General features: G+C 69.7%; 25 protein-coding genes and 1 pseudogene. 14 read left to right on the plus strand and 12 right to left on the minus strand.

Going from position 1 to position 24,797, the window contains the following annotated elements; all coding sequences use genetic code 11:
* Positions 1-87 precede the first annotated feature (87 nt).
* Positions 88-744 (plus strand): GntR family transcriptional regulator, encoded by a 657-nt coding sequence (locus FHR84_RS22235; RefSeq protein ID WP_179534132.1) that lies wholly within the window; start codon positions 88-90, stop codon positions 742-744.
* 60 nt (positions 745-804) lie between these two features.
* Here the strand turns inward: FHR84_RS22235 and FHR84_RS04580 are convergent, their stop codons facing one another.
* A complete protein-coding gene (locus FHR84_RS04580) occupies positions 805-999 on the minus strand; it encodes a hypothetical protein (protein WP_179534133.1) in 195 nt (64 codons plus the stop codon).
* 46 nt (positions 1,000-1,045) lie between these two features.
* Positions 1,046-2,293, minus strand: coding sequence for an MFS transporter (locus tag FHR84_RS04585; RefSeq protein WP_179534134.1), 1,248 nt, complete (start codon positions 2,291-2,293; stop codon positions 1,046-1,048).
* Between the two features lie 325 nt (positions 2,294-2,618).
* Here FHR84_RS04585 and FHR84_RS04590 point away from each other — a divergent pair, with 325 nt between their 5' ends.
* The 7 genes from FHR84_RS04590 (at position 2,619) to FHR84_RS04620 (ending at position 8,892) form a co-directional block, all read left to right on the plus strand.
* On the plus strand, positions 2,619-3,659 hold the full coding sequence (locus tag FHR84_RS04590) for a FecCD family ABC transporter permease (RefSeq protein ID WP_425489845.1): 1,041 nt from the start codon (positions 2,619-2,621) through the stop codon (positions 3,657-3,659).
* A gap of 1 nt (position 3,660) precedes the next feature.
* Entirely contained in the window at positions 3,661-4,452 is a 792-nt protein-coding gene (locus FHR84_RS04595) for an ABC transporter ATP-binding protein (protein WP_179534135.1), read from the plus strand.
* Complete coding sequence (locus tag FHR84_RS04600; RefSeq protein WP_179534136.1) at positions 4,449-5,435, plus strand: ABC transporter substrate-binding protein; 987 nt, start codon at positions 4,449-4,451, stop codon at positions 5,433-5,435. Before FHR84_RS04595 ends, FHR84_RS04600 begins: the two co-directional genes overlap by 4 nt.
* A 180-nt stretch (positions 5,436-5,615) precedes the next feature.
* Positions 5,616-6,440 (plus strand): Rossmann-like domain-containing protein, encoded by an 825-nt coding sequence (locus tag FHR84_RS04605; protein WP_179534137.1) that lies wholly within the window; start codon positions 5,616-5,618, stop codon positions 6,438-6,440.
* Positions 6,437-7,465: a GHMP family kinase ATP-binding protein gene (locus FHR84_RS04610; protein ID WP_179534138.1), complete on the plus strand. Its 1,029-nt coding sequence runs from the start codon at positions 6,437-6,439 to the stop codon at positions 7,463-7,465. The genes FHR84_RS04605 and FHR84_RS04610 overlap by 4 nt, the downstream gene beginning before the upstream one ends.
* A complete protein-coding gene (locus FHR84_RS04615) occupies positions 7,378-8,388 on the plus strand; it encodes a pyridoxal-phosphate dependent enzyme (RefSeq protein WP_179534139.1) in 1,011 nt (336 codons plus the stop codon). Before FHR84_RS04610 ends, FHR84_RS04615 begins: the two co-directional genes overlap by 88 nt.
* A 312-nt stretch (positions 8,389-8,700) precedes the next feature.
* Positions 8,701-8,892 carry a ferredoxin gene (locus FHR84_RS04620; RefSeq protein ID WP_179534140.1) on the plus strand — a complete coding sequence of 64 codons (192 nt, stop codon included), beginning with the start codon at positions 8,701-8,703 and terminating at the stop codon, positions 8,890-8,892.
* Between the two features lie 67 nt (positions 8,893-8,959).
* Here FHR84_RS04620 and FHR84_RS04625 read toward each other — a convergent pair whose 3' ends face one another.
* The 7 genes and pseudogenes from FHR84_RS04625 to FHR84_RS04655 form a co-directional block, all read right to left on the minus strand.
* The gene (locus FHR84_RS04625; protein WP_343075146.1) at positions 8,960-9,958 is read right to left on the minus strand and encodes an LLM class flavin-dependent oxidoreductase; all 999 of its coding nucleotides are present in this window, start codon (positions 9,956-9,958) and stop codon (positions 8,960-8,962) included.
* Between the two features lie 279 nt (positions 9,959-10,237).
* Positions 10,238-11,380, minus strand: coding sequence for a glutathione-independent formaldehyde dehydrogenase (locus FHR84_RS04630; protein WP_179534141.1), 1,143 nt, complete (start codon positions 11,378-11,380; stop codon positions 10,238-10,240).
* Between the two features lie 19 nt (positions 11,381-11,399).
* A complete protein-coding gene (locus FHR84_RS04635; RefSeq protein WP_179534142.1) occupies positions 11,400-11,837 on the minus strand; it encodes a GlcG/HbpS family heme-binding protein in 438 nt (145 codons plus the stop codon).
* Positions 11,838-12,217: 380 nt separating this feature from the next.
* Positions 12,218-12,562 carry an SRPBCC family protein gene (locus tag FHR84_RS04640; protein ID WP_179534143.1) on the minus strand — a complete coding sequence of 115 codons (345 nt, stop codon included), beginning with the start codon at positions 12,560-12,562 and terminating at the stop codon, positions 12,218-12,220.
* A 112-nt stretch (positions 12,563-12,674) separates the two neighbouring features.
* Positions 12,675-12,983 (minus strand): ArsR/SmtB family transcription factor, encoded by a 309-nt coding sequence (locus FHR84_RS04645; protein ID WP_179534144.1) that lies wholly within the window; start codon positions 12,981-12,983, stop codon positions 12,675-12,677.
* A gap of 434 nt (positions 12,984-13,417) precedes the next feature.
* Entirely contained in the window at positions 13,418-13,726 is a 309-nt protein-coding gene (locus FHR84_RS04650; RefSeq protein ID WP_179534145.1) for a DUF2218 domain-containing protein, read from the minus strand.
* Between the two features lie 279 nt (positions 13,727-14,005).
* Positions 14,006-14,236 (minus strand): annotated as a pseudogene (locus tag FHR84_RS04655) (mandelate racemase/muconate lactonizing enzyme family protein); the annotation flags it as partial.
* Positions 14,237-14,383: 147 nt separating this feature from the next.
* Here FHR84_RS04655 and FHR84_RS21945 point away from each other — a divergent pair.
* Together FHR84_RS21945 and FHR84_RS21950 are read left to right on the plus strand one after the other, a co-directional pair.
* The gene (locus tag FHR84_RS21945; RefSeq protein ID WP_218861955.1) at positions 14,384-14,659 is read left to right on the plus strand and encodes a hypothetical protein; all 276 of its coding nucleotides are present in this window, start codon (positions 14,384-14,386) and stop codon (positions 14,657-14,659) included.
* Positions 14,650-15,357 carry a glycoside hydrolase family 28 protein gene (locus FHR84_RS21950; protein WP_218861956.1) on the plus strand — a complete coding sequence of 236 codons (708 nt, stop codon included), beginning with the start codon at positions 14,650-14,652 and terminating at the stop codon, positions 15,355-15,357. The genes FHR84_RS21945 and FHR84_RS21950 overlap by 10 nt, the downstream gene beginning before the upstream one ends.
* Positions 15,358-15,520: 163 nt before the next feature.
* Here FHR84_RS21950 and FHR84_RS04665 read toward each other — a convergent pair whose 3' ends face one another.
* Positions 15,521-16,519 (minus strand): glycoside hydrolase family 183 protein, encoded by a 999-nt coding sequence (locus tag FHR84_RS04665; RefSeq protein WP_425489846.1) that lies wholly within the window; start codon positions 16,517-16,519, stop codon positions 15,521-15,523.
* A gap of 258 nt (positions 16,520-16,777) precedes the next feature.
* On the opposite strand from FHR84_RS04665, the gene FHR84_RS04670 reads away from it, so the two are divergent.
* From FHR84_RS04670 to FHR84_RS04685, 4 genes are all read left to right on the plus strand, one after another.
* A complete protein-coding gene (locus FHR84_RS04670) occupies positions 16,778-18,031 on the plus strand; it encodes a bifunctional glycosyltransferase family 2/GtrA family protein (protein ID WP_179534146.1) in 1,254 nt (417 codons plus the stop codon).
* On the plus strand, positions 18,028-20,235 hold the full coding sequence (locus FHR84_RS22755; RefSeq protein WP_179534147.1) for an ArnT family glycosyltransferase: 2,208 nt from the start codon (positions 18,028-18,030) through the stop codon (positions 20,233-20,235). The genes FHR84_RS04670 and FHR84_RS22755 overlap by 4 nt, the downstream gene beginning before the upstream one ends.
* A 112-nt stretch (positions 20,236-20,347) precedes the next feature.
* The gene (locus FHR84_RS04680) at positions 20,348-21,061 is read left to right on the plus strand and encodes a response regulator transcription factor (RefSeq protein ID WP_179534148.1); all 714 of its coding nucleotides are present in this window, start codon (positions 20,348-20,350) and stop codon (positions 21,059-21,061) included.
* Positions 21,058-22,488 (plus strand): ATP-binding protein, encoded by a 1,431-nt coding sequence (locus FHR84_RS04685; RefSeq protein WP_179534149.1) that lies wholly within the window; start codon positions 21,058-21,060, stop codon positions 22,486-22,488. The genes FHR84_RS04680 and FHR84_RS04685 overlap by 4 nt, the downstream gene beginning before the upstream one ends.
* A gap of 99 nt (positions 22,489-22,587) precedes the next feature.
* On the opposite strand, the gene FHR84_RS04690 is transcribed toward FHR84_RS04685, so the two are convergent.
* Positions 22,588-23,427: an NAD-dependent epimerase/dehydratase family protein gene (locus tag FHR84_RS04690; RefSeq protein WP_179534150.1), complete on the minus strand. Its 840-nt coding sequence runs from the start codon at positions 23,425-23,427 to the stop codon at positions 22,588-22,590.
* A gap of 404 nt (positions 23,428-23,831) precedes the next feature.
* Positions 23,832-24,236, minus strand: a complete 405-nt coding sequence (locus FHR84_RS04695) for a peptidoglycan-binding domain-containing protein (protein ID WP_179534151.1) — start codon at positions 24,234-24,236, stop codon at positions 23,832-23,834.
* Between the last annotated feature and the right edge of the window lie 561 nt (positions 24,237-24,797).

A 24,797-nucleotide genomic window follows, 5' to 3' on the forward strand; every position in this document is an offset into this window, starting at 1 on the left:
CGGCCCGCGGGCCGGTAGCAGGGACGGTGGTCTCGGGAGCCTGCGGTGGCAAGCTGGGTCGGTGAGAACCGACAGGAGGGACCGCAGGTGAGCCGAGCCGAAGAAGGTGCGGCCGAGACACGGACCGACGTCGTCGCCGATCAGATCCGCCGGCGCATCGTGCTCGGCAACTACCCACCCGGCACCCGGTTGCGGGTGGACACGCTCGTCAACGAGCTGGACGTCAGTCGGGTGCCGCTCCGGGAGGCCTTTCGTGAGCTGGTCGCCGAGGGGCTGGTCGAGATGTATCCGCACCGGGGAGCCGTGGTCAGCCCCCTGCACCAGCAGGAGCTCGAGGACTGCTTCCGGCTGCTGGAGACCCTCGAGGTCATGGCCGCGGAACGGGCGGTGCGCAACGACCACCTCGGTGTCGCCGAGGCCATGAGGACCGAACTCGACCGGCTCGATGCTCTCGATCCCGACGAGGACCGTGCCGAGAAGCTCCGGGCACATCGCGCGTTCCACTTCGCCATGTTCGCCGGCCTCGGCGACGGAACCGTGCAACGGCACGTGCGGATGCTCTGGCACACGTGCGAGCGCTACATCAATCTCGCCGCCACCGGGCAGCGCGACGAGGAAGCCCGCAACGAACACCACCAGCTGGTCGCCCACTGCGCGGCGGGCGATGCCTCCATGGTCGCGGCGATCGTGCGCGTGCACGTGCAGCACGCCAAGCTGGCGGCGATCAGCCAGCTGCCCTCCTGACTCGCGTTCTTCCCTGCGTCGACAGCCGGCACTCCGCGTGCCGGAACGGGCCGAACCGGTTCAGCGGTGCCGCTGACCCAGGTGCGGTTCGAGTCGGTGGTGGCCAGGTGCTGTCTGGTGGGCGTGTTCGGCGCTGGTCACGATGACCGGGGGCTCGTTGGACAGCCGGACCGCACCGAGTTCCGCCACGGAGGCGGCGAAGTCACGACGCCTCCGCTCGGTGACGTGGGCCTGCACCGCCGAGTGCCGGCCCACCAGGGGCCTCGCGCGGCGCGCCGGTGTGAACGGTGCGGGACTCGAGCTAGGCGGTTCGCGCGTGGCTTCGGGAGAAGTGCCGGGTTCCCGGTGCCGTGGTGACCAGCGCGGGAACCGCGCAGCACAGCAGCGCGCTGGTGCCGAGCACCCAGGTGGTTCCGAGGAGGTCGACCGCCGGACCGATCAGTGCCAGGCCGAGCGGAGCGAGCCCGTACGAGACGAGGAAGTCCAGTGAGGACACCCGGCCCAGCAGTCGGGGGTCGACCTCGCGCTGGGTGGCCGTGAACCAGGGGACGTTGAACAGTTCGATGCCGACTCCGGCCATCGCGTACCCCGCGAACACCACGGCGGCCGGGACGGGGAGAAGCAGGGTAAGCGGGGCGAAGCCGTAGCAGGCCAGCGCGCCCAGGGCCGCCCACCCCTGGGAACCCGGGCGCCAGCGAGCGATGATCACCGCCCCGAGAAGGGCTCCCGCGGTGTAGGCGGTCAGCGCTCCCGCGAGCACGAACTCGGTTCCGTAGCGGTCCCGGCTGATCATGGGCAGAATGACGCTGGTCGTCGAGTAGCCGAAGGTGATCACGGTGCTCAGCGCGGCCAGCCCGGCCGGGAACCACGGGTGGCGGCGGGCTTCGCGCAGTCCGTCGACGAATCCGCCGACGACGCCGGGGGAGTGCTCCCCGTCGTGGACGGGGAGTGCGCCCCTGGGGGGAGCGAGCGCGGACACCAGCCAGAGCGAGGCGGTGATCAGCAGCAGCCACCGCACACTGAGCACTGTGGCCAGCAACGCGGTGCCACCTGGGGCCACCAGCGTGCTCACGCGTACGGAGAGCGTCCGCGCGGCGTTGGCCTGCTGGCGTCGGGCCTCGTCGACCACTTCGGCGGTCAACGCCTGGTAGGCCGGGCGCGTGGTGCCCTGGCCGATTCCGACCACGGCGGCGGCGCAGGCGGTGAGGAGCGTGGACTCGCCCATGCCCACCGCGATCACCGGTGTCGCCGCCGCGGCCAGCGCTCCGGAGACGAGGACGACGCCGCGCGCGGAGTGCCGGTCGGTCCACACGCCACCCAGTGGAACGGCCACCAGGAACCCCGCGGTGCGCGTCGCGAGCAGCAGCCCGATCTCGGCGGGGGTCAGCGTCGTCCGCAGCACCGCGAGACCGAGGACGAAGGGGAGGGCCCACGTGGCCATCCCGGAGGCCGTGGAACCGACCCAGAGGCGCAGGAAACCGCTGTCGAGCAGCACGGATTTCCGCGGCGGGGGCGAGGGGGACGTGTTCGGTTCCGCGGTCGTGGTCATGGTGACTCCGATCGTGCTGTGCGGTGCCTGTTCGTTCCGGACCGTGCCTGGAGGCACTTAAAGCTTACGATAATCATTTTCAAAAACATGACCCCTGTCGGCCGCGGGACCCCGGTGTCCCGGTTGGACGAAGCGGGGCGGGGTGCCCCGACGAGGTGTGATCACGGTCTCGCGCTGGGAGGTGTAGACGAAAATGATTTTCATTATTAGTATCAAGGTGTGACGCAGTGCGTTCGGGTGGGGTCTTTTGATCACCCGGACAAGTGATGCTTTTCGAGGAGGACGGTGCGTGCTTCGCTCGAGACCTCGTTCCACGTCGACCGGCGTGCGGACGAGACCGGGGCTGACACCGGTGGTGTCGACACTGATCCCGGTGCTGCTCCTGTCGCTGCTGCTCGGGATCGCGCTGGGCCCGACGGCCGTTCCGATCGGGGACACCGTCCGGTACCTGGGGGCCGCGCTGACGGGAGGCACGATCGATTCCACCGAGGTGGCCGAGTACTCGATCGTCTGGCAGGTACGCGCGCCCCGCGTGCTGCTGGCAGCGGTGGTCGGAGCCGGGCTGAGCGTCATCGGTGTCGCGGTGCAGGCGCTGGTGCGCAATCCACTGGCCGACCCGTTCATCCTGGGGATCTCCTCCGGAGCCTCGGTGGGGGCCAGCGCCGTCTCCTCCCTGGGACTGTTCGTCGGGCTGGGGGTCTACGCCCTGTCGACGGCGTCCTTCCTGACCGCGTTGGGGGCCTCCGTGCTGGTGTACCTGGCCGCCCGCACCGCGGCGGGACTCACACCGCTGCGGCTGGTGCTGGTGGGAGTGGCGCTGGCCTACGCGTTCCAGGCCCTGATGAGCGTGATCGTGTTCTTCGCTCCCCGCGGGGAAACCGCCCGTTCCGTGCTGTTCTGGCTGATGGGCAGCCTGGGCGGAGCGACTTGGGGATCGCTGCCGCTGGCGACGCTCTCGGTGGTGGTGGCGATGGTCGTGCTCCAGCGCAGCAGTGCCCGCATGGACGTGCTGTCCCTCGGGGACGAGGCGGCGGCGAGTCTCGGCGTGGACGCGACAGCGCTGCGCAGGAACCTGTTCGCGTTGACCGCGCTGGTAACCGGCGCGCTGGTGGCGGTCAGCGGCGCCGTCGGCTTCGTCGGGCTGGTCATGCCGCACCTCGCGCGCATCGTGGCCGGGCCGGGGCACCGTCGCGTGCTCGCCGTAGCCCCGCCTGCCGGGGCGGTCCTGCTGGTCTGGGTGGACCTGCTGTCCCGGACGTTGTTCGCACCGCGCGAGCTGCCGCTGGGCGTGGTCACCGCGTTGATCGGTGTTCCGGTGTTCGTCGTGCTGCTGCGCCGGAACGGTTACCTGTTCGGAGGCCACTGACATGCGTGTGACGCTCGAGGAGATCTCGGTCCGCAAGGCAGGCAGGGCACTGGTGCACGACCTCACGCTCCAGGCGTACAGCGGTGAGGTTCTCGGCCTGATCGGCCCGAACGGCAGCGGCAAGTCCACCGCGCTGCGGTGCCTCTACCGGGCGGTTCGACCGAGTTCGGGCAGGGTGTGGCTCGACGACACGGACCTGACCGCTCTCCCGTTGCGGGAAAGCGCCCGCATGATAGCCGCGGTCACCCAGGACAACGGCGCCGATCTCGACTTCACCGTGTTCGAGGCGGTGGCGATGGGGCGTTTTCCGCATCCGCGCGAGTCCCGGGACACGGGGGAGTCGGTGGAAGCGCTGTGCCGTGCCGCCATGCGTCGAACCGACACGGCCCACCTGGCCGAGCGCGGCCTGCTCTCGCTGTCCGGCGGGGAGCGCCAGCGCGTGATGATCGCGCGGGCCCTGGTCCAGCAGCCGAGCGTTCTCGTGCTCGACGAGCCCACCAACCACCTCGACGTGCGGCACCAGGTGGAGCTGCTGAGCTACCTGCGCGGGTGCGGCCTAACGGTGCTCGTGGCGCTGCACGACCTCAACCTGGCGGCGGCGTGCTGCGATCGCATCGCCGTTTTCCACGGCGGTTCGGTGGTCGAGGCGGGAGAACCGTCCGAAGTGCTCACCCCGAGTGCCGTGCGCCGGGTTTTCGGGGTGACTCCGTCCGTCGGGACACATCCTGGGACCGGAGTCGTCCAGCTGCACTACACGCTCGATCCGGAAAGCACGGAAGGAAAACACCTTTGAACCGGAGCACCCCCCTGTTCGCCGCGGGCCTGGTCGCGTGCCTGCTGACCACGGCTTGCGGGGCCGAGGTCGACTCCACCTCGCGGGAGAACGGCACGGTGACCGTCGAGAACTGCGGCGAGGAGATCGAGTACCCGGTGCCGAGACGTGCCGTGGCCTACGACATGAGCAGTACCGAGAAGATGTTCGCGCTCGGGCTGGCCGACCGGATGCGCGGCATCGTCATGCCGAGCACCGCCGACCGCTCGGTGGCCAGATCCCCGTGGAAGGAGGACTACGAGTCGGTGGAAACTCTCAGCACCGACGTGCTCAGCCTCGAAGTGGTGCTGTCGGCGAAGGCCGACTGGGTGCTGGCGGGGTGGAACTCCGGTTTCAGCGAAGGTCGGGGGATCACCCCGCGGAAGCTGGAGCGGTTCGGAATACGCAGTTACCAGCACACCGAGAGCTGCTTCAACTACGGCAGCGACCCGGTCAGCGTTCCCCCGCTGGAGGCGCTGTACATCGACCTGATCGACATCGGGAAGATCTTCCGCGTCGAACAGCGCGCGCGGGAGGTGGTGCGGGACCTGAAGGAACGTGCGGCGAAGCTGCGCGAGCAGCGGCCCGAGGACCTCACGAGCGTGTTCGTCTACGACTCGGGAACGGACAAGCCGTTCACCTCCGGTAACCAGGCCGCCCCCAACGCGATCGTGTCCCTGGCCGGAGGGCGCAACGTCCTGTCCGGGCTCGAGAAGCGCTGGACGACCGTGGGCTGGGAGAAGGTGGTCGACGCCAACCCCGAGGTGATCACCGTCGTCGACTACGGGGACAAGCCGGTGGACGAGAAAATCGAGTTCCTCAAGTCGTTCCCGCCGCTGTCCTCGACCCCGGCGGTGCGCAACGACCGCTTCCACGTCCTCGACTACGGAGCCGCCGTGAGTGGTCCGCGCAATGTGGAGGCAGCGGAGAGACTCGCCGAATACCTGCGTTCGGTCGAGAACTGATGCACCGGGCAGCACAGCGGTGAGGCTGTACCGGCTCTCGTGACTTTGTCATCCGACACGATCTTTCGAATCGTCGTGTCGTCGTTGTGAGGATTCCGCGCACCGAGTTCTTCCGACGGTGGGAGAGCGCGCTCTCGAGCGGTGCTGTGGTGGCGGAATCCGGAATTTCCTGGAGTGAACATGATCCGTGCGGACGAGGACGTCGAGGCCCTGATGAGCGGGGCCCTTTCCGGGAAGTGGGGCCCCGCGCCCGAATCGCTGAGCGCCACCAGCGTGTTCTGGGTTCACCACGGCACCCGACTGGCCGGAGGGGAGGTGACTTACCGCAACCAGTACGTGCTGGTCCGGGTCGGAGCGGTCTTCGGAGCGTGCGCCTTCGAGCCCGCCGAACTGGACCCGGGAATCTGCGAACGGTGCTCGGGGGTGACGCTGGACCTGCTGCTGCGCCACGCGCCGTTGCCGCTGCGGATCGCTGCTCTGGACGCCTACCTCGGCGTGCTCGAACCGCACGGCCCGAGTGCCGGGGCCGAGCGGGCCGTGCTTCCTGCGGGCTCTCCCGAGAGCCGGGCCGAGGCACGGGACGCGGCCATCGCCGGGCTGTTGGAGATCGCCCCCGGTGCGAACGTCGCCTTGATCGGGGTGGTCGACCCCCTGGTGGCCGCCATCCGTGAACGTGGCGGAAGATGTCTGCCCTGCGACTTCAACACCAGCAGCACGCGGTGGGGCGATCCGGTCGCCGACACCACCGGCGAGGTGCTGCACGCGGCAGAGGCCGTGGTCGCCACGGGAATGACCCTGGGCAACGGGACGTTCGACGGAATCGTCGCGCACTGCCGCCGCCGGGAACTGCCGTTGGTGGTCTACGCCCAGACGGGGAGCAACATCGCCCGGGCCTTCCTCGGCGGCGGGGTGACCGCGCTGTTGGCCGAGCCGTTCCCGTTCTCGCAGTTCAGCGCCGATTCCACGGCCGTGTACCGGTATCGCCTCCCGAAAGTCGACTCATGAACCTCGCGCTCTCCCAAGGGACGGTGCTCGGGTACTGCTCCTGTCACCACGGCGAGATCCTGCAGGGAGTCTTCCGGGACTCCGACGGGCGGTTGTGCCGTGGTTTGACCACACTTCCCGTCTTCGGTCCCGGCGTCTACGCCGAGTTCACCCCGGTTCCCGGGACGGATCCGGAGGAGCTGAGCGTCCACCCGCGGACGAAAACCAAGGCCGCCACCGCGGCGGTGCTCGCCGGTGCGGAGTGCCGACGCCGTGGCCGGCGGGGCTCCTGCGGAGGAAGGATCCGGCTGACCAGCACCGTGCCACTCGGACTCGGCATGGGCTCTTCGACCAGCGACGTCATCGCCACCGTCCGGGCGGTTGCCGCCGGTTCCGGGGTGTCGCTGCCCTGGAACACGATCGCCGCGATAGCCGTGCGTTCCGAGGGAGCCTCGGATCCGCTGATGCTGGACGACCACGCCCTGCTGTTCGCCCAGCGCCAGGGGCGTGTCCTCGAACGTTTCGGCAAGGCCCTGCCCGGGGTGATCGTGGTCGGTTGTGTGACCGGGGGAGGCGGAACCGTGGACACGCTCCGCGTCGGCTCCGGTGCCGAGCGGGAAGCGGACGTGCGGGCGTTCCAGCGGCTGCGCGGCATGCTCGGACGGGCCGTCTCCGAGTCCGACGTGGCGCTGCTCGGGCGGGTCAGCACCGAGAGCGCCCGGCACAACCAGCGATTCCTGCCCAAGGAGGAGCTGGGCGCGCTCGAGGAGATCGCGGGGGAGGTCGGCGCGGCCGGTGTGCAGGTGGCGCACAGCGGGAACGTCGCGGGGCTGCTTTTCGAACCGGACGCTCCCGGGCTCCGAGGTCGACTGCGGGAGTGCGTGCGCGCGCTGAACCGGCGCGGAATCCCGTTCTCCCACCTGTTCAGGAACTATCCCGTCCCGGAAGGACGCGAAACATGGACGAGCACATCGCGGACGCGATCAGCCGCCCGGACCTGGTGCGGCTCACCGACCGGGTCTTTTGCGTTCGATTCGAGACGATGAAGGTCGTCTCGGCGCTGGCCGCGGTACGACGCCTGCTCGAACAGGGGCGTGTGCGTCCCGGGGACACCGTGCTGGACAGTTCCAGCGGGATCTACGCCTATGCGCTGGCCCTGGCTTGTCACCGTTTCGGGTTGGGGTGCTACATCGTCGGTTCGACGACCGTGGACGAGACGCTGCGGGTGCAGCTCGAGGTGCTGGGCGCGACGTTGGAGCGGATGCCCCCCTCGGGAAGCCTCGAACTCGACCAGAACCGTCGGGTGCGGCGTGTCCGCGAGATCCTGTGGCGACATCCCGAGTACCACTGGATGCGCCAGTACCACGACGACATCCACTACCTCGGTTACCGAACCGTCGCCGACCACATCGTGCGCGAGCTCGGTGCCGAGGGGTTGACGGTGGTGGGCGGGGTGGGCTCCGGGGCCTCGACGGGGGCGCTGGCGGTCTACCTGCGGCAGCGTTCGAGCGACGTCCGGCTGGTCGGGGTGCAGCCCTTCGGCAGTGTCACGTTCGGGAGTGAGCACGTCGCCGACCCCGACATCATCATCGCCGGGATAGGCAGTTCCATCCGGTTCGACAACGTGGTGCACGGCCTGTACGACACGATCCACTGGACCGCGTTCGACGCGGCCCTGTCCGGAAGCGTCGAGCTGCTTCGCGGGCACGCGGTGTTCGCGGGGCTGTCCAGCGGAGCGGCGTATCTCGTGGCGAACTGGGAGAGCTCGGTGGATCGGAACAGGGCCGTGCTGTTCATCGCGGCCGACACCGGGCACCGCTACACCGGCTCGGTCTTCGCCCGGCACGACGAGGCGCACGCTCTCGAGAGCCTGGCCCCGCGGGAAGTGCTCACTCGGGACGAGCTGAGCCGTCCGTGGTCGCGTATGGAGTGGAACCGCCGTGGCCCGGGGCCGGAACCGCCGGACTGATCGTCGCCGTCCGCGCGCTCGGCTGACAGCCGGTGTGCGCGTCGCGCGTCCAGGTGGACGCAACTTCCCGGGGAGCCGTGCGTGCGGTGCGGCACGGGCGGTTCCTGCCGGAAAGTCGTCGGCCCCGTGCTTCCGTGGGAGCAGGGTCCGAGCGGGAATTCCGGTCCTCGAAGCGTCGGACGGTGGCGTCTCCGCCGGCGCGCGGAGGAGGATTTCTGCTGCCGCACCGAGGAGTCCGGTCGGTCACGGGGCGGATGCGTCGGTAGGCTGTCCGTGTCGGACCGGGTAACCGCGCGGGAGAGGTGAGCACTCATGAGGGTCAGCGTGGACGACGAGCTGTGCGACGCCCGCGGCCAGTGCAACATCGTCGATCCGGAGCTGTTCACACTAGACGAGTACGGCTACAGCGACATCGGCCAGGGCAAAGAGGTTCCCCCGGGCAAGGAGGACGCCGCCGAACAGGGCGTGGAGCTCTGCCCCGTACAGGCGTTGCGCATCGACTGACCGGCTGTGTCCGCTGCGGACCCACCGGGTCCGGGCGCTCGGTTCCGGGGCGGCCTCGTGTGCGGGGTCAGCGTTCCGCGGGGATCAGCCGGGCCAGTCGCCGGTAGGAGTCGAGCAGGGCGTCCTCGTCGTGGCCGCCGCTGGTGGTGACCAGCACCTCGTCGGCTCCTGTTGTGTCCACCAGGGAGTGCAGCGCGTCGGCGACCTCCTCGGCGGTGCCGTACACGTGGCCGCGCATGGCGAGTTCGAACCGTTCCTGTTCCCGGCTGCTCATTCGCCGCGCGAGGACGTCCTCCGCCGGCTCCAGTGGTGGGAAGACCCCGTGCACGCGCGAGTACGCGCCGGCCCACGCTTCGGGCAGGAGCAGGCGGCGGGCTCGTTCGGTGCTTTCGGCGACCGCGACGGAACGGGACAGCACCACGTAGGGCCGCGGTGCCCACTCCGACGGGCGGAACCGTTGGCGGTAGAGCTCGATCGAGCGCAGCAGCGCGTCGTCACCGCGTGGGGCGGCGATCACCAGCGGCAGCCCCGCCTCAGCGGCGTGCTCGGCGCCCGCGCCGGTGGCCAGCACGAACACCGGGATCCGACGTCCCCCGGAGGGAACCGCGTGCACCGGCGAATCCGGTCCTCCCGCGAAGTGGCCGAGCAGTTCGGCCAGCTGCGCGCCGAACCGTTCCGCGGCGTCCCGGTCGGTACCCAGCGCCCGGCGCACCGCCGCGGTGAAGCCGAGCGAGCGCCCCACCCCCAGGTCGATGCGGTCCGGGTGCAGCGACTCGAGGACGCCGAACTGCTCGGCCACCACGAGCGGCTGGTGGTTCGGCAGCATCACCCCTCCCGTTCCCACCCGGATCCGGGAGGTCGCCGCGGCGATCTCCGCGGCGAGCACGGTCGGAGCCGATCCGGCCACCCCGGGAACGCCGTGGTGCTCGGCCACCCAGAACCGGTGGTACCCGAGCGCTTCGGTCTCCGCGGCGAATCGGACGGTGCGGCGCAGTGACTCCGCGGGGTCGCGCCCGTGTCGGACGAGCGAGCGATCCAGGACCGAGAAGCGCACTGGTGTGGTCACACCGGCGCCAACGTTCACGGGACCGGCACGGATTCCCGGCCGGTGTCGAGCCGCTCGTCCCGCCGGGAGCTCAACGGGCACCACGACGTCAGCGGTCCCGGAGCACCCGATCCCACGTGTCCGCCCTGCGACTCCTCCCCGAAGCGGGCGGACGGACACACGACGTCGCCTCCGAACGTGCTCGAGGCCCGGACCGCCGTGGCGGTCCGGGCCTCGAGCACGGCCTTCACCCCGCCCGCTGTCCCGGGCACGGGGCAACGGGGGTGGTCCGGGGCACCGTCACCTCGATGTGCCGGGCTGGAGCAGCACCTTGGAGTACCCCTCCTCGCGCTTGTCGAAGCGCGAGTACGCGTCCGGAGCGCTGTTCAGCGGCAGGTGCTGGGAGACGACGAAGCTGGGCTTGGCCCGACCGGCGGTGATCAGGTCGCGGAGCTGGTGGGCGTACTGCTTGGCGTCGGCCTGGCCGGTGCCCATCTTCTGCCCCTTCTCGAAGTAGCGCCCGACCCTGAACAGCAGTTCGCCCTTTGCGGCGTTCTCGTTGGGAGCGCCGGGATCGGAGGGCAGGTAGAGCCCGACCACGCCGATCGTTCCGGTCGGACGGACGGTGTCGACCAGCTGGTTGAGCACGAGGGCCGGTTGTTCCTCGCCCTCGGCCGCGGTGGCCTGGTAACCCACCGCGTCGATTCCCCGGTCGGTTCCGCTGTCGCGCACCGCGTCGGCGATCTGCTGGGCCGGATTCCCCTGTGTGAAATCGATCGGCTCGGCCCCGATCCGGGAGGCCAGTTGCAGGCGGTTGGGGACCTTGTCGACGACGAACACCCGGGAGGCTCCCTTGAGCAGCGCCGAATAGGCCGCCATCAACCCGACCGGACCGGCTCCGTAGACGGCGACCGTCTCGCCGGGCTGCACCCCGGCCAGCACGGTGCTGTGGTAACCGGTGGGGAAGATGTCGGCCAGCAGCGCGAAGTCGTTTTCGTGCTCCTCGCCCGGTGGCAGCGGCACGCAGTTGTAGTCGGCGAAGGGAACGCGCAGGTACTCGGCCTGACCGCCCGAGTACGGGCCCATTCCCACGTAGCCGTAGGCACCGCCCGCCCCCGGTGGGTTGACGGTCAGGCAGAACGCGCTCTTGCCCGCTCGGCAGTTGGTGCAGAAGCCGCAGGCCACGTTGAACGGCAGGACCACCCGGTCGCCCTGACGCAGGGTGGTCACCGCGGAACCGACTTCCTGGATGACGCCCATGTTCTCGTGGCCGAAGACGATGCCGGCCTGCGCGTCGGTCCGTCCCTCGTACATGTGCAGGTCCGATCCGCAGATCGCGCTCGTGGTGATCCGAACCAGCACGTCCGTGGGGTCCTCGAGTCGTGGGTCGGCGACTTCCTGCACCGTCACGTCGTACGGACCCTGGTACACCACAGCTTTCATGATCACTCCGTCCCCGTTGTCACTGTGCGCTTGTCGAGTCGAATGCCGACACGCCCGCACGGGCGACCGCTTGGTCGTTGTCGACGGTGCTGCCGCTGGCGCCCACGGCACCCACCACCTGGCCGTTTCCGTTCGCGAGGGGGATCCCGCCGGGGAAGGTGATCAGTCCGCCGTTGGAGAACTCGATGTGGTACAGCGGCTGGCCGGGCTGGGCCATGGGGCCGAGGTCTCCGCTGGGCATGTCGAACAGACGTGCCGTGCGGGCCTTCTTGATCGCTATGTCGATGCTGCCCAGCCAGGCTCCGTCCATGCGCGTGAACGCCTTCAGGTTTCCGCCCACATCGACCACGGCGATGTTCATGAGCAGGTCCAGCTCGTGCGCTTTCTGCACACAGGCCTGTGTGATCGCGTTGGCCTGTTCCGTCGTCACGTCCGCCGTTGGCGTGCCACCGGCCATCCGAATACTCCCTTCGGACCGATTCGTCGTGTCCGACCGTCCGCGCCGCTGCCGCTCGCAGGCGAACGGCGGCGGCGCGGTTGGTTCCCGGCCGCGGAGTACCCGCTCCGGTGATCCGGTACACATGAGGATCACCCGGACGGGGACACCTGCCGGGTGTGCCGGCCGAATCCACCCGTGACCGCTGTGCCGAGCGGACCCTGTTCCCGCTGCCGACGGCGTTCGTGTTCCCGGTACGGTTCTGAGCCGTCTCGCTCGGCGGGTGGCCTCAGGGTGAGCGGGTCGGGGCGAGCAGCTCTCCGCCGCTCGCGCTGCCGGACGACCGGTGGCCGTGTTGGTCGGGGTCCGGACGAGAGAGCCGAGAGCAGGCGTGACGCTGCTCAGCCGGACGTGCGCTCGGCGTGGGCCGTCCGCCCGATCTCGGGGTCGATGCCCCAGCTCGCCGCGTAGCGCTCGTGCACGTCCGGCCAGGCCGCCGAGGAGGCGATTTCGCTCATCGTCCGACCGGCCAGCAGGGCATCGAGGCGGGCGAAGCAGCGGTCCCAGTCGGCGGCGGTTCGCGCTGCCGGTGTCGTCTCGTCGAAGACGTGGGTGAACACCGGGAAACAACCCTCCCCCTCGGTGCTCAGTTCGAACCGGAACACCTGATCGGCGAAGGTCCAGGCGATCACGTGCGGCGGATCGAGTTCGGTGATCTGTCCGGTTTGGCCGCCCAGCTCGAACACCTCCCCTCCTCGGGGGCCAGTCCGCGGCAGCGGGCATCAGGCTTGCGAGCTCGGCCTGCTCACTGACCGCCCGCCACATCCGCTCGACCGGATGAACTTCGCAGAATCGCGTTCAATCCGGGTTCTCCTCCAGGTGGCGTTCCAGGGCGTCGAGGCGGTCGGACCAGAAGGCACGGTACGGCGCCAGCCAGTCATCGACCTCGGTCAACGGTTCGGGGCACAGTCCGTACCAGCGCCGCTGGGCGTCGTGGCGCACCGTCACCAGGTCGGCTTCGCGCAGCGTCCGCAGATGCTTGGACACCCCGGGTTGGCTCAGGCCCAGCTGGTCGACCAGCTCGCTCACCGCGCGCTCACGAGCGCGCAGCAGGTCGAGGATCTGCCGACGGTGCGGGTCGGCGAGCGCGGCGAAAGCAGTGGCCATGGACTGAGGATGACCAATTGGTTATATAACTGCCGAGAAAAATAAACTGGACGCGACTGCCGCGCGGCCCCGGACACCGCCGGGGCCGCGCCGCCGGCGCCCGGAGGAGTGGCCGGGCGTAGCGCAGGATCAGCGGGATGAGCGGATCGTGGTCGGCAACTGCCCTGAGCGGGGCCGGCTGTTCGTCCTTTGGCCGTACCGATGGGGCGCACCTGCTCGGCACGCTCCGCGAAAAGGGCTTCGGCGGTGTGGTCCGCGTCGAGAACGAGGGTGCGGTCCGGAGACCGCCCACCGGGCGCTGAGCCCGCTCGTGGTGGCGCGAACAACGGCTCCGGACGCCGTTTTCGCTCGTCGGGCCCGGCCCCGGTGGGCGATCCGGTGTGGTCCCGCTCATGTGGTGGTTCCGCGGTGTTGTCCGGTTCGGGAGGATCGCGTTACTGCTGCGGCTGTTCCGCCGACCACGCGACGGTCAGCCCGTCCCGCTCGCCGAAACGCTCCAGGTGACGGCCGATGACGTCCTGCACGCTGGCCAGGTCATCGGTGGTGTCGGCCTCGGCGTGCATGGTCAGCGTCTCGGCGTGCGGCGTCAGCAGGCAGTGCCCGGTTCCCCGGTCCCGCGGCAGGGTGATCCGGGTGCTGTCGGTCTCCTCGGTGATCTCGCACCGTTCTCCCAGGTGGGAGGCGAGCTGCTTGAGGTAGCGCTGTGCTCGTTGTGTTCGGACTTCGGCGTGTGCCTGCGGCATCGTGTCCCTCTTCTCGGGTGATGATGTTTTCCTCGGGAGGTCTTCCGGACGGGGAGCGGTCCGGTCGTTCGGAACCGCTCCGTCCCCGCGACGAAGTGCTCGACCGCTCCCGCGGCCGGGACCACGGCTGGTGCGCGCAGGTCTCGGCCGGTCGTCGTGTGGCAGCGCGACGGCACGTTCACCCTCCCGGTGCAGTGTAGGCGGAGTGCCGGGGTGCTCTCCGGGACGCCGCCGACCGTGCGCGGGAACCCGGCCAGGCAGACGACGCGCTGTGGCGGCTCAGCAGGAGAGGTCGAACACCAGCCCGTTTCCGGGGGCGGTGTCGGCGCGGGCCCCACGTGCGTCGACCCGGACCTCGCTGGGCCGGGCCAGTGCTCCGAGCTCGTCCGGGCTCGCCCGGTCGATGTCTTCCACCATCCCCGCCAGCGGCACGCACAACGCCAGTTGACCGGACAGTTCCGGCAGCAGGTGCGGTGCCACCGGAACGTCGAAGGTGGCGGCGAGTTTCGCACCGGAGCGATCCACCTGCGCAGCGACGTCAACCTGCACGTCGGCGAGGGGCCACGGTTCGCTTCAGCCAGGACCGCGAGGACTACCTGCCTCCCGTGCGCACCCGCTGGGAGGGCGTCGAGCTGTACAACTACTCGCCGTTCATCTGTGCCGAGGACGTCACCAACGTCGCCATCGACCGGAACCGGCACGCTCGACGGTCGGGCGGACGAGGACCACTGGTGGCCGTGGAAGCAGCAGTCCAACGGTCACGGTGGTGTGCTCGAGACCGAGCACCGCGACGAGCTGTTCGAGATGGCCGAGAACGGCGTTCCGGTCGAGCAGCGTGGTTTCGGCGCGGACAGCGAGCTGCGCCCGAACTTCGTGCAGTTCTACGACAGCTCGAGCATCCTGGTGCGCTCACCAATTCGCCGATGTGGATGATCCATCCGGTGCTGTCCGAGAACGTGACCGTCGACAACGTGAACCTGGACAGTCCGAACGGGCCGAACAGCGACGGGGTGGTCCCCGAGCCCAGCAGGAACGTCGTGATCAGGAATTCGCGGTTCAACAACGGTGACGACTGCACAGCCATCAAGTCCGGACGCAACGCCGACGGCAAGCGCATCGACGTGCCCAGCGAGAACGTTCTGGTGCACGACAACCACATGCGAAGCGGGCACGGAGGGGGCACCATCGGAAGCGAGATGACCGGCGGCGTGCGCGACGTGGTGGCCGAGAACAACACGATGAGCAGTCCGAACCTGGATCGGGCACCGCGGGTCAAGACCAACCCGGTGCGTGGTGGTGTGGTCGAGCACGTTTACTTCCGCAGCAACGACGTCCCCGAGATCGGGGGCGAGGTCATCCGGGTGAGCTTCCAGTACGAGGAGGGTGACGCGGACGCGCACACCCCCGCGGTGCGGGACATCAACCTCTCGGACGTGCACAGCGTGGGCGGTGATTTCGCGCTGTACCTGAAGGGCTACGAGCGCTCGCCGATCAGCGACGTGACCGTCTCCGAATCCGGTTTCAGCGATGTGGGCACGCCGATGGAGCTGGAACACGTCGAGAACCTGCGGCTGGACGACGTCGACATCAACGGCGAGCACTACGACGAGACGGTGAACGAGGGCGTGTGACAGGAGCACACCCCTGGTGGCGGGCCCTCGTCCGCGGCTCCCGCGCGTGCGGTGCGGTCGGAGTGCCCGGCCCACCGCGCGAGCGCCCGCCCGGTCCGGTCGACTCGGCCGGACCGGGCGAGTGCCGCTCGGGCCGGTCTGCCGGGACGCCCTCGCCGGACGGTTACGCGTCCCGCCGGGGCAGGCCACCGGCGAACTGCATCACCCGGTAGGGCCAGTTCCGTTCGGTGTTCCACTGGCTGACCACGAGGTGCAGCTCGTCCAGCGTGGATCCGGGGACCAGGTAGGGGGCGTAGAGCTGGGCCACGTGCCCGGTGGCGTGGTTCTCGTCCTCCCAGGAGGTTCCGCGCAGCAGCGTGGTGCGGCGCGCCTCGTGGAGGTTCGAGGTCGGGTGGTCGAGCTCGAGCACGTCGATGCGGTAGTTGCCCGCGTCGAAGAAGGACAGCAGCCACCGGTCCTCGACGGGGCGCAGGCACAGCTCGCCGTGCGCTCCGGTCAGGGCGACGGTCGGCGGGTTGCCCCACGCCCACGCGCCGTCCCGGAAACCCCAGCCCTGCCACGCCTCCGGTTCGGTTATCCGGTCGGCGGGCACGCGCTGCAGGATGAGTCCCCGGTCGCGTTGGAATCCGGTGGAGAAGGCGTAGACGTAGCCGTCCGCCCCCCGCGCCCAGGTGAGCATCTGGAACAGGCCGTCGTGGTGGTCACCGGGCCAGGTGGTTCCGGTGTGCGTCCAGGTCGCGCCGTTGTCGGTGGAGCGGTGCACTTCGGTCCAGTGCACGTTGCCGATGCCTTCGCAGACCATCACGTGCAGGTACACGGTGCCGCCGATCGTGATGACGTCGGTCGGGATCACGGTGCTCACCCGGACTCCGTGGATGATCGAGTCGTGCTGGTAGGGCAGTGCCTGCTCCGCGTAGTCGCGGGGTCCGGTGGAGCCGGTCCAGGTGAGCCCGGTGCGTACCGACGCCGGATCGGCGAAGAGCACGACCGGTGAACGCCAACCGGGTCCCCCCACGCCCGGGCGTTCGAAGGTGTCGCCGAGCACCGCCACCAGCCGCCCGTCCGGGGCGGTGGTCAGGACGCCGAGGTCCGTGCCGCCGATTCCGAAACGGTCCGTCAGGCCCGGCCCGGTCAGGTTCCCGACCTTGTGCACCGCCTTCACGCTCCTTCGCGGTCCGCTGCGCGTTTCGGCCTCATCCTGGACCACCACACCCGTTCGGAGTCTTGCGCCCGCGCCGGGGAACGGGAAAACCAGCTGTCCGGGAGCCGGCGTCGTACCGCGCGCTCCCCGCTGCCGGGGAGTGGACCGCGTCGCGCGTAGGGGCTGCGGCGTCCAGCTTTTTCCCAGCTCTTTTCCAGTCCGTTCGCACTTCCCTCTGGCGGAATGGTCGTCGGATCAATCGGAAGAGAGGTGGTGGGGATGACAGGCGTGTCGCAGGCCGTCACCGGTTCCGAAGCGCGATCATCGCAGCGGGCCGCACTGGTGGACGTGGTGATCCCGGTCCACGACGAGGAGGGGGCGCTACCGGGGTGCCTGGAGGTGCTGCAGCGGCACTTGGCGGAGAGCTTCCCGTTCCGGTGGTGCATCACGGTGGTCGACAACGCGAGCACGGACGCCACGCTGCGGGTGGCGCGCGAGCTCGCCGAGCGGTCGGACGGGGTGCGTGTGCTGCACCTGGACAGCAAGGGCCGGGGACTGGCGTTGCGCACGGCGTGGGGTTACAGCGACGCCGACGTGGTCGTGTACATGGACGTCGATCTGTCCACCGGGCTGAACGGGTTGCTCCCGCTGGTGGCGCCGCTGGTCAACGGGCATTCCGATCTCGCGATCGGTTCCCGGCTGGCGCCCAGCGCCAGGACCGTGCGCGGCGGAAAGCGTGAGCTGATCTCGCGCTGTTACAACAGGATCATCCGTTGGACGCACGGTGCTCGCTTCTCCGACGCCCAGTGCGGATTCAAAGCCGTGCGCACCGACGTGGTGCGTCCGCTGCTCGAACGGGTGCGGGACGACTCCTGGTTCTTCGACACCGAACTGCTGCTGCTGGCCGAGTACAACGGGCTGCGGGTGCACGAGGTCCCGGTCGACTGGGTGGAGGACGTCGACACCAGGGTCGAGGTGGTGCGCACCGCTGTCGACGACATCGCGGGACTGGTGCGCGTGGCCCGTTCCAAGGTGACCGGCGCGGGGAGGGTGTCAGGTTTGCCCCGGCGCCCCGCCCCGAAGCCCGCGCATCCGCGGGCGGTGCTGGCCGAGCCGAAGAACGGGCTGTTGTGGCAGGTCGTCTCCTTCGGAGCCATCGGTGCGCTGTCCACCGGGATCACGGCCGTGCTGTACGCGTTGCTGCGCGGCTGGTGGCCACCGCTGGTGGCCAACCTGGTCGCGCTGGTGCTGACCACGTTGTGGAACACCGAGGCGAACCGGCGCTTCACGTTTCTGAACCAGTCGGGTTCGGCCGGGCGCGTCCACCTGCAGGGGCTGATCGTGTTCGCCCTGTACTACGTGGTCACCTCGGGGGCGCTGCTCGCCCTGCAGGCCGTGAATCCCGACCCGTCACGATGGTTGGAAGTGCTGGTGCTCGTGGTCTCCTCCGTGGTCGGAACCGCGTTGCGCTTCGTGCTGCTGCGGTCGTGGGTGTTCCGCACCCCGGCCTCCACAGAGGAAGAGGAATCATGACGAGTGTGGTCGAACCGACCGACACCCCGATCGAATCGCGTTCCGGGCGCCGCTGGCAGCCGTGGGCCCTCGGCGGGATCTGCGCTCTGGCCGCCCTGCTCTACCTGTGGGGCATCGGCGGCTCCTGGGGCAACACCTACTACTCGGCCGCGGTCAAGTCGATGTCGACCAGCTTCGAGAACTTCTTCTTCGGAAGCCTGGACCCGGCGGGTGTGGTGACCGTGGACAAACCGCCGATGGCCCTGTGGGCGCAGGTGCTGTCGGTGAAGGTGTTCGGGTACAACCAGTTCGCGGTGCTGTTTCCCCAAGCCGTTTTCGGGGTGGCGGCTGTGTTCCTGCTGCACCGCACGGTCCGGCGCTGGGCGGGTGAGCACCCGGCGCTGATCGCGGCGCTGGTCCTGGCGCTGACCCCGATCACCGTGGTGATCAACCGCGACAACAACCCGGACACCCTGCTGGTGCTGCTGGTCGTGGCCGCCGCTTACGCGGTGACACGTGCCTGCGGTGGGCAGCGGGCCACCTCGTGGCTGCTGCTGGCCGCCTTCCTGGTCGGCTGCGGCTTCACGACCAAGATGCTGCAGGCCTGGATGGTGCTGCCCGCCTTCGTGACGGCTTACCTGATCGGTGGCCGGAGCTCGTGGGGACGCAAGTTCGTCGATCTGGCCGGGGCCGCCGTCGTGCTGGTCGTCTCCTCCTTCTGGTGGGTCGCCGCGACCGCGCTGTGGCCCGATCCCAAGCCCTACATCGGTGGCAGCGAGAACGGTTCGGCGTGGGACCTGGTGTTCGGCTACAACGGGTTCGGCCGGATCTTCGGTGAGAACCGCGGTGGCGGCCGGAACGGTGGGGGCGGTGGCGCCGGCGGAGGCCCTCCCGGCGGTGGTGGCGGCGCCGGTTTCGGCGGTGAACCCGGGCTGCTGCGCATGTTCGGGGACACCCTGGGTGGGCAGATCAGCTGGCTGCTCCCGCTGTGCGGGCTGGTGCTGGTCGCGATGCTGGTCGCGGGGATCCTGCGGCTGCGTTCCGGTGCCGCCGTCGACCGCGACCGCCTCGCGGGCTGGGTGCTCTGGGGCGGCTGGCTGGTCGTCGTGGCCGGAACGCTGAGCTACGCCCAGGGCACCATGCACCCCTACTACACGACGATGCTGGCTCCCGCTGTCGGTGCCCTGGTCGGGGCGGGGATCGTGCGGTTCTGGCACTGGTACCGGGAGCCCTCCGGCAGGGCGCGGTGGTTGCTGCCGCTCGGGGTGGCGCTCAGCGTCGCCTGGGCCCTGGAGCTGGTCGCGCGCAACCCGGACTGGAACCGGTGGGCCGGATACCTCGCCGTCGGGTTCGGGGTGCTCGCGCTGCTGGCGCTGCTGATCGGGCGGAACGGCAGGGACGGTCTCGCGCGCGGCGGGCTGGCGCTGGGCCTGGCCGCCGCGCTGACGGTCCCCGCGGCGTGGTCGGTGATCGGGGCCTTCTCCTCGGCGCAGGCGATGGGGGGTACGAATCCCACGGCCGGCCCGGCGACGGGCATGTTCGGCGGTGGTGGCGGCCCCGGTGGATCCGGTGGCCCCGGAGGCTTCGGCGGAGGTGATGCCGCCGGAGAGGGACAGACAACGTTCCCCGGACAAGGAGGCGTTCCCGGCCGGAGGGGCACACCACCGAACGGTTCCGACGGGACGGGTTCCGACGGGGACGGCTCGCAGGACGCCGGTGGGCCTTCGAACGGCGGCGGAAGGTCCGGTTCGGGAACGCGTGGCGGCTCGGGCGGGCCGGGCGGAGGCGCTTCGCTGAGTGAGCAGCAGCGGACACTGCTCGACTACGTGCGGACCAACGCCGGTGACCGCGATGTCCCGCTGGCCGTGGAAGGCGGGGCGATGTCGGCGACCTCCTACATCATCAACTCCGATGTGACCGTGGTCGGGATGGGTGGATTCACCGGTTCCGACGACGCCCCGTCGGTGGAGCAGCTGACCGAGTGGCAGGACTCGGGGCAGCTCGGTTTCGTGCTGCTCGGCGGGGGAAGGGGAGGTGGTCCTCCCGGAGGGAGCTCGCAAGGGAACTCGCAGGATTCGAGCGGGAGTTCGACGGCGATGCCCGGCACGGACGACAGTGTGCGCTCCGAACGCCAGCAGTGGGTGGAGAGCAACTGCACCTCGGTCGATCCGCAGACGTGGGGCGGTTCGTCCGACAGCTCCCAACAGCTCTACCGCTGTGAGTGACCCGTGTGAGTGATCCGGGTGGGAGGGCACCTTTCGGGGAGGTGCCCTCCCGCCCGTTCGGGGACCGATCTCGGTGCCCGAACGGCGTTCTCGCGGAAGGTGAACGGATACTATGGATGTGGCGGAAGCGAACGGCGCGCGGACTCTGGTCGTCGACGACGAGCCGAGCATCCTCGAACTGCTGACCTCCGCCCTGCGGTTGAGCGGTTTCGAGGTGTGCGGGGCGGACAGCGGGGAAGCGGCGTTGCGCGCCGCGGAGGAGTTCCGGCCCGACATCGTCGTGCTGGACGTGATGCTGCCCGACATCGACGGGTACTCGGTGGCGACCCGGCTCCGGGAGGGCGGCAATTCCGTACCCGTGCTGTTCCTGACCGCGCGGGACGCCGTCGAGGACCGGATCGCCGGCCTCACGGCGGGCGGTGACGACTACGTGACCAAGCCATTCAGCCTGGACGAGGTGGTGCTGCGGCTGCAGGCGATCCTGCGGCGCGTCCAACCCGCGCAGCAGGACACCACGGCGAAGCTGCGCTACCACGACCTCGAACTCGACGAGGACACCTACGAGGTCCGTCGCGGGGGTCGTCTGGTGAACCTCTCACCCACCGAGTTCAAGCTGCTGCGCTACCTGTTGATCAATTCCGAGAAGGTGGTCAGCAAGGTCCAGATCCTCGACAGGGTGTGGAACTACGACTTCGGCGGGGACAGCCGCATCGTCGAGTCCTACATCAGCTACCTGCGCCGCAAGATCGACACCGAGCCGCCGCCGTTGATCCACACCATTCGTGGTGTCGGGTACATGCTGCGGTTGTCGCCGGGGTCGCGGTGAGAACGCCGCGCACCGTGCGCGGGCGGTTGACGCTGCTGCTCGTGGTCGTCTCGGTGGTCGGGCTGACGTCGATGGGGTTCGCCAGCGTGTCCCTGCTGGAGCGGTCGTTGACCGAGCGGGTGGATCAGCGCCTGGTCGAGATGTCGCGTCCCTGGGAGGAGGGGCGGCGGATGCCGCCGGGGCCTCCGACCGAGGGGGACGGCGGTCGCGGTGGAGTGCCCACCGACTTCCGGGTGCTGTTCTTCGACGCCGCGGGGGGCCCGACCGACATGCTCGGGCGGTCCGGACGGGGCGAAGGTGGGCCCGCGCTGCGCAGCCGCCCGCGGGACTCCTCGATCAGGACGGTTCCGGACCGTTCGGACGGCGCGTCGTGGCGGGTTCGCACGGTCACGCTGCCGGACGGCGAGACCATAGCGCTGGCGCTGTCGCTGTCCGGTGTGCACGCCACGGTGAACCGGCTCGTGGTCATCGAGCTGGTGGCGGGAGGGATCGTGCTCGTGGTGCTGGCCGTGGCCGCGGCAGTCACGGTTCGGCTGAGCCTGCGCCCGTTGACGCGGATCGAGCGCACCGCCGACGCCATCGCGGGTGGGGAGCTGCAGCGGCGGATTCCCGACCAGGACTCCCGCACCGAGACCGGGCGGCTGGGGCTGGCGTTGAACACCATGCTCGGCCGGTTGGTCGACGCGCTGCGGCAGCGCGAGCTGTCCGAGCGGCGGCTGCGCCGGTTCGTCGCGGACGCCTCGCACGAGTTGCGCACCCCGCTGACCTCGATCCGCGGGTTCGCCGAGCTGTACCGGCGCAGCGACCGGCCTCGGGAGGAGGACGTGCGGGCGATGATGGGGCGCATCGAGTCCGAGGCCGGCCGGATGAGCGGTTTGGTCGAGGACCTGATCCTGCTGGCCCGGTTGGACCGGGAACGCCCCCTGGACCTCGCCGAGGTGGACCTCGTCGCCCTGGCGCGGGACGTCGTCCACGACGCGCGGGCACGTGATCCCGAGCGGGAGATCGTGCTGGAGACGCCGGACAGCCCGTTCCGGGTGCTCGGCGACGGGCAGCGGTTGCGGCAGGTGCTGACCAATCTCACCAACAACGCCCTGGTGCACACCATCCCGGGAACCGGGGTCACCGTGGCCGTCTCCCACGGGTTCGCGAGCGAGGGGGCGTTGTCCGCCGCCGGGGCCGGGGTTGCTGCGGAGACGCCGCTGGCGGTGGTCTCGGTCGCCGACAGCGGCCCGGGAATCGCCGTGGAGGACGCGGACCACGTGTTCGACCGCTTCTACCGCGTCGACGAGGAGCGTTCCCCCGGGGGAACCGGGTTGGGGCTGGCGATCACCGCGGCGATCTCCGAGGCGCACGGCGGTCGGGTGGAGCTGCACGCCAACGAGCGCGGGGGCAGCACCTTCCGGCTGCTGCTGCCGCTTTCCTGAGCCGGGCAGCGGCGGTGTCGCGGGGCCGTCCGGGGGTTGTTCGGTGTACTCGGGGACGAGCCCCCGACGTGGTCCCGTGCGCGGTGAGGAGTTCCTCGTTCAGTGGTGTCGCACTCCTCGGCCGGACAGCACGGCGCGGTACCCCTCGCGGTAGGTGGGGTGGGTGAACTCGAACCCGGTGGCGAGGAGCCGGTCGTTGCGGAAGCGCTTGTCGCCGGGGCGCCCGGTCGCGGGGGCCCCGGCGGAGGGGCGGGGGACGTCGAGTTCGGCGGCCAGGAAGTCCAGCACCTCGGCGCGTTCGGCCGGCTGGTGATCCACCCCCACGTACACCGGGTCCGGGTGTGCGACCCCGGTCGTCAGGTGCACGATGGCCGCGGCGGCGTCGTCGCGGTGGATGCGGTTGGTGTATCGCGGTGCGGAGGCGTTGTCGACGGTGCCCTCGCGCACCCGGTCGACGAGTGAGGTGCGCCCCGGGCCGTAGAGCCCGGCCAGCCGCAGGACGATCGCGTCGGGGCGCCGTTCGTGCAGGGTCCGTTCGGTTTCGGCGAGGACCTCGCCGGTCTCCGAGCTCGGAGCGGTCGGGGTGTGCTCGTCGACCAGGCCCTCGGTGGCCCCGTACACGGCGGTGGAGGACACGAACAGGATTCGGGGGGAGATCCCGGTCCGGTCGAGCGCGTCGAGCACGTTCCGGGTGCCGTCCGAATAGGTCCGCCGGTAGCCCTCCGCGTCACGCCGGTCCGCGGTGAGGACGATGACGACGATCCCGGTGTCGGCGGGTACGGACGGTAGCTCGCGCGTGAGGTCGACGGACTGGCCGGTGATCCCGTGGGGAAGTCGGTGTGTCGACCGCCGCAGCCCGACCACATCGTGGCCCGCGGCGGCGAAACGCAGCCCCGCCTCCGTGCCGAGGTCGCCGCACCCGGCGAGCAGCACCGCCATCGTCACTCCTTCGTTCCCAACCGTGCCCGATGCGCTGTCCGGCACCGATCGGTGCCGCGAACCGGGCGCACGGGGCTGTCCCGTCCGGTTCGGAACCGTACCTCTCGTGGCGCCGCGGGCCGCTCGACCGGTCCCGCTCGACCGGTCCCGCTCGGGTGGTTTTCGGGAGGGGATCCGGGGGCTTTTCCCGCTGGTCGTTCCGGACGGAATCGTCCGCATCGACGGTACGAACGCGGTCGAGGAATCCGGCTCTCGGGGGAGTGGGCCCGTGTATCCGGTCGAGACGATGTGATCTCCGTTCGGCCGGAACGGGGTAGCCGGATTCCTCTGATCCCGCGTATTCGCTCAGCGTGGTCTGAGGAACAACCTGAATTCGCACGCTTTCCGCGACTGGTTCGTTCTCGCTAGTTTCGCGAATTGCATCCGGTCGCGGTCAACCAGAGCATGTTCTTCCTCGTGTTCGGCCCGTACACGCCGTCCACGGCGATCCCTGCCGAGCGCTGGACATCCGCGACAGCGGACCGCGTGGCCGGCCCGTATATTCCGTCCTCGGCCAGGCTCTGCCCGTTGCAGTTGTTCAGGGAGATCTGCAGTCCCTTCACAGCGTGGTTGGAGATGCCCTGTTCGAGCAGGCAGTCCCATGACTTGTCCGATGTGGCGGGAAGATACTGGACCACCGTCGTGCAGGTGGGCAGTGCCGTGGTGCCGTTGCTGGACGCCGCCGCGGCGGGAGCGATGGTTGCGGCCATCGTCCCGGCCGCCGCGATAGCGCCCAGAGTCCCCAGGAATTTTTTCAATCTTGCCTGCATGGTGTCGATGATCGCACGGGTTCGCGGGACGTGATCTCTTTTGACGAAAAGTGGACAACTCGTCCGCCGGGAACCCGGTGTTCCTCCGATCGTCGCTACTGCGGCGGCGGTGGCGACGAGAAACTGTTGACGAGGTCGAAGTGTTTCCGAATTGGAGCCGCTCCGCAACGACTACCGTGCGGTGCGCGTGGAACGCGGCTTTTGCGGTGTCTGGCTGGACGGCGAGTGTCAGGCAGGTGGCCGCGGGAGCGCCGGAGAAGGGGGCGGGATTCCGAGGAGCTGGTCGACGGTGTCGATGACTTCGGCGAAGCGCGGCTCGCGCACAGCCCGGCCGCTCCGGTCACCGCTACGGGACCGTCGTTCGTCGAAGTCATGGAATCAGCTCGTCGGGTTCGGTCTCGGCGCGGCCGCAACGCGGCGCCCGTGGACGATAGCGGGTCGGTTCTGGCCGCACCACGCACGATCAGGATCGGTGTCGAACCTGCCCGAGCGAAGGTGAGTGGTCCCCGGCTTCGATCGGTTGATTGTCACTGTTGTTTCAGTATTGAACGAAACCAATCC

This window comes from Actinopolyspora biskrensis, from assembly GCF_013408175.1.
In the GTDB taxonomy this organism is placed as follows: Bacteria; Actinomycetota; Actinomycetes; order Mycobacteriales; family Pseudonocardiaceae; genus Actinopolyspora; species Actinopolyspora biskrensis.

Bases quoted from the DNA above. Each gene is read 5' to 3' on its own strand.
- FHR84_RS04630 (WP_179534141.1), bottom strand. From the start codon at position 11,380: ATGAAAGCTGTGGTGTACCAGGGTCCGTACGACGTGACGGTGCAGGAA.
- FHR84_RS04635 (WP_179534142.1), bottom strand. From the start codon at position 11,837: ATGGCCGGTGGCACGCCAACGGCGGACGTGACGACGGAACAGGCCAAC.
- FHR84_RS04605 (WP_179534137.1), top strand. From the start codon at position 5,616: ATGATCCGTGCGGACGAGGACGTCGAGGCCCTGATGAGCGGGGCCCTT.
- FHR84_RS04585 (WP_179534134.1), bottom strand. From the start codon at position 2,293: ATGACCACGACCGCGGAACCGAACACGTCCCCCTCGCCCCCGCCGCGG.
- FHR84_RS04615 (WP_179534139.1), top strand. From the start codon at position 7,378: ATGGACGAGCACATCGCGGACGCGATCAGCCGCCCGGACCTGGTGCGG.
- FHR84_RS04620 (WP_179534140.1), top strand. From the start codon at position 8,701: ATGAGGGTCAGCGTGGACGACGAGCTGTGCGACGCCCGCGGCCAGTGC.
- FHR84_RS04690 (WP_179534150.1), bottom strand. From the start codon at position 23,427: ATGGCGGTGCTGCTCGCCGGGTGCGGCGACCTCGGCACGGAGGCGGGG.
- FHR84_RS04680 (WP_179534148.1), top strand. From the start codon at position 20,348: ATGGATGTGGCGGAAGCGAACGGCGCGCGGACTCTGGTCGTCGACGAC.
- FHR84_RS04610 (WP_179534138.1), top strand. From the start codon at position 6,437: ATGAACCTCGCGCTCTCCCAAGGGACGGTGCTCGGGTACTGCTCCTGT.
- FHR84_RS04670 (WP_179534146.1), top strand. From the start codon at position 16,778: ATGACAGGCGTGTCGCAGGCCGTCACCGGTTCCGAAGCGCGATCATCG.
- FHR84_RS04695 (WP_179534151.1), bottom strand. From the start codon at position 24,236: ATGCAGGCAAGATTGAAAAAATTCCTGGGGACTCTGGGCGCTATCGCG.
- FHR84_RS04650 (WP_179534145.1), bottom strand. From the start codon at position 13,726: ATGCCGCAGGCACACGCCGAAGTCCGAACACAACGAGCACAGCGCTAC.
- FHR84_RS04645 (WP_179534144.1), bottom strand. From the start codon at position 12,983: ATGGCCACTGCTTTCGCCGCGCTCGCCGACCCGCACCGTCGGCAGATC.
- FHR84_RS22755 (WP_179534147.1), top strand. From the start codon at position 18,028: ATGACGAGTGTGGTCGAACCGACCGACACCCCGATCGAATCGCGTTCC.
- FHR84_RS21950 (WP_218861956.1), top strand. From the start codon at position 14,650: ATGTGGATGATCCATCCGGTGCTGTCCGAGAACGTGACCGTCGACAAC.
- FHR84_RS04595 (WP_179534135.1), top strand. From the start codon at position 3,661: ATGCGTGTGACGCTCGAGGAGATCTCGGTCCGCAAGGCAGGCAGGGCA.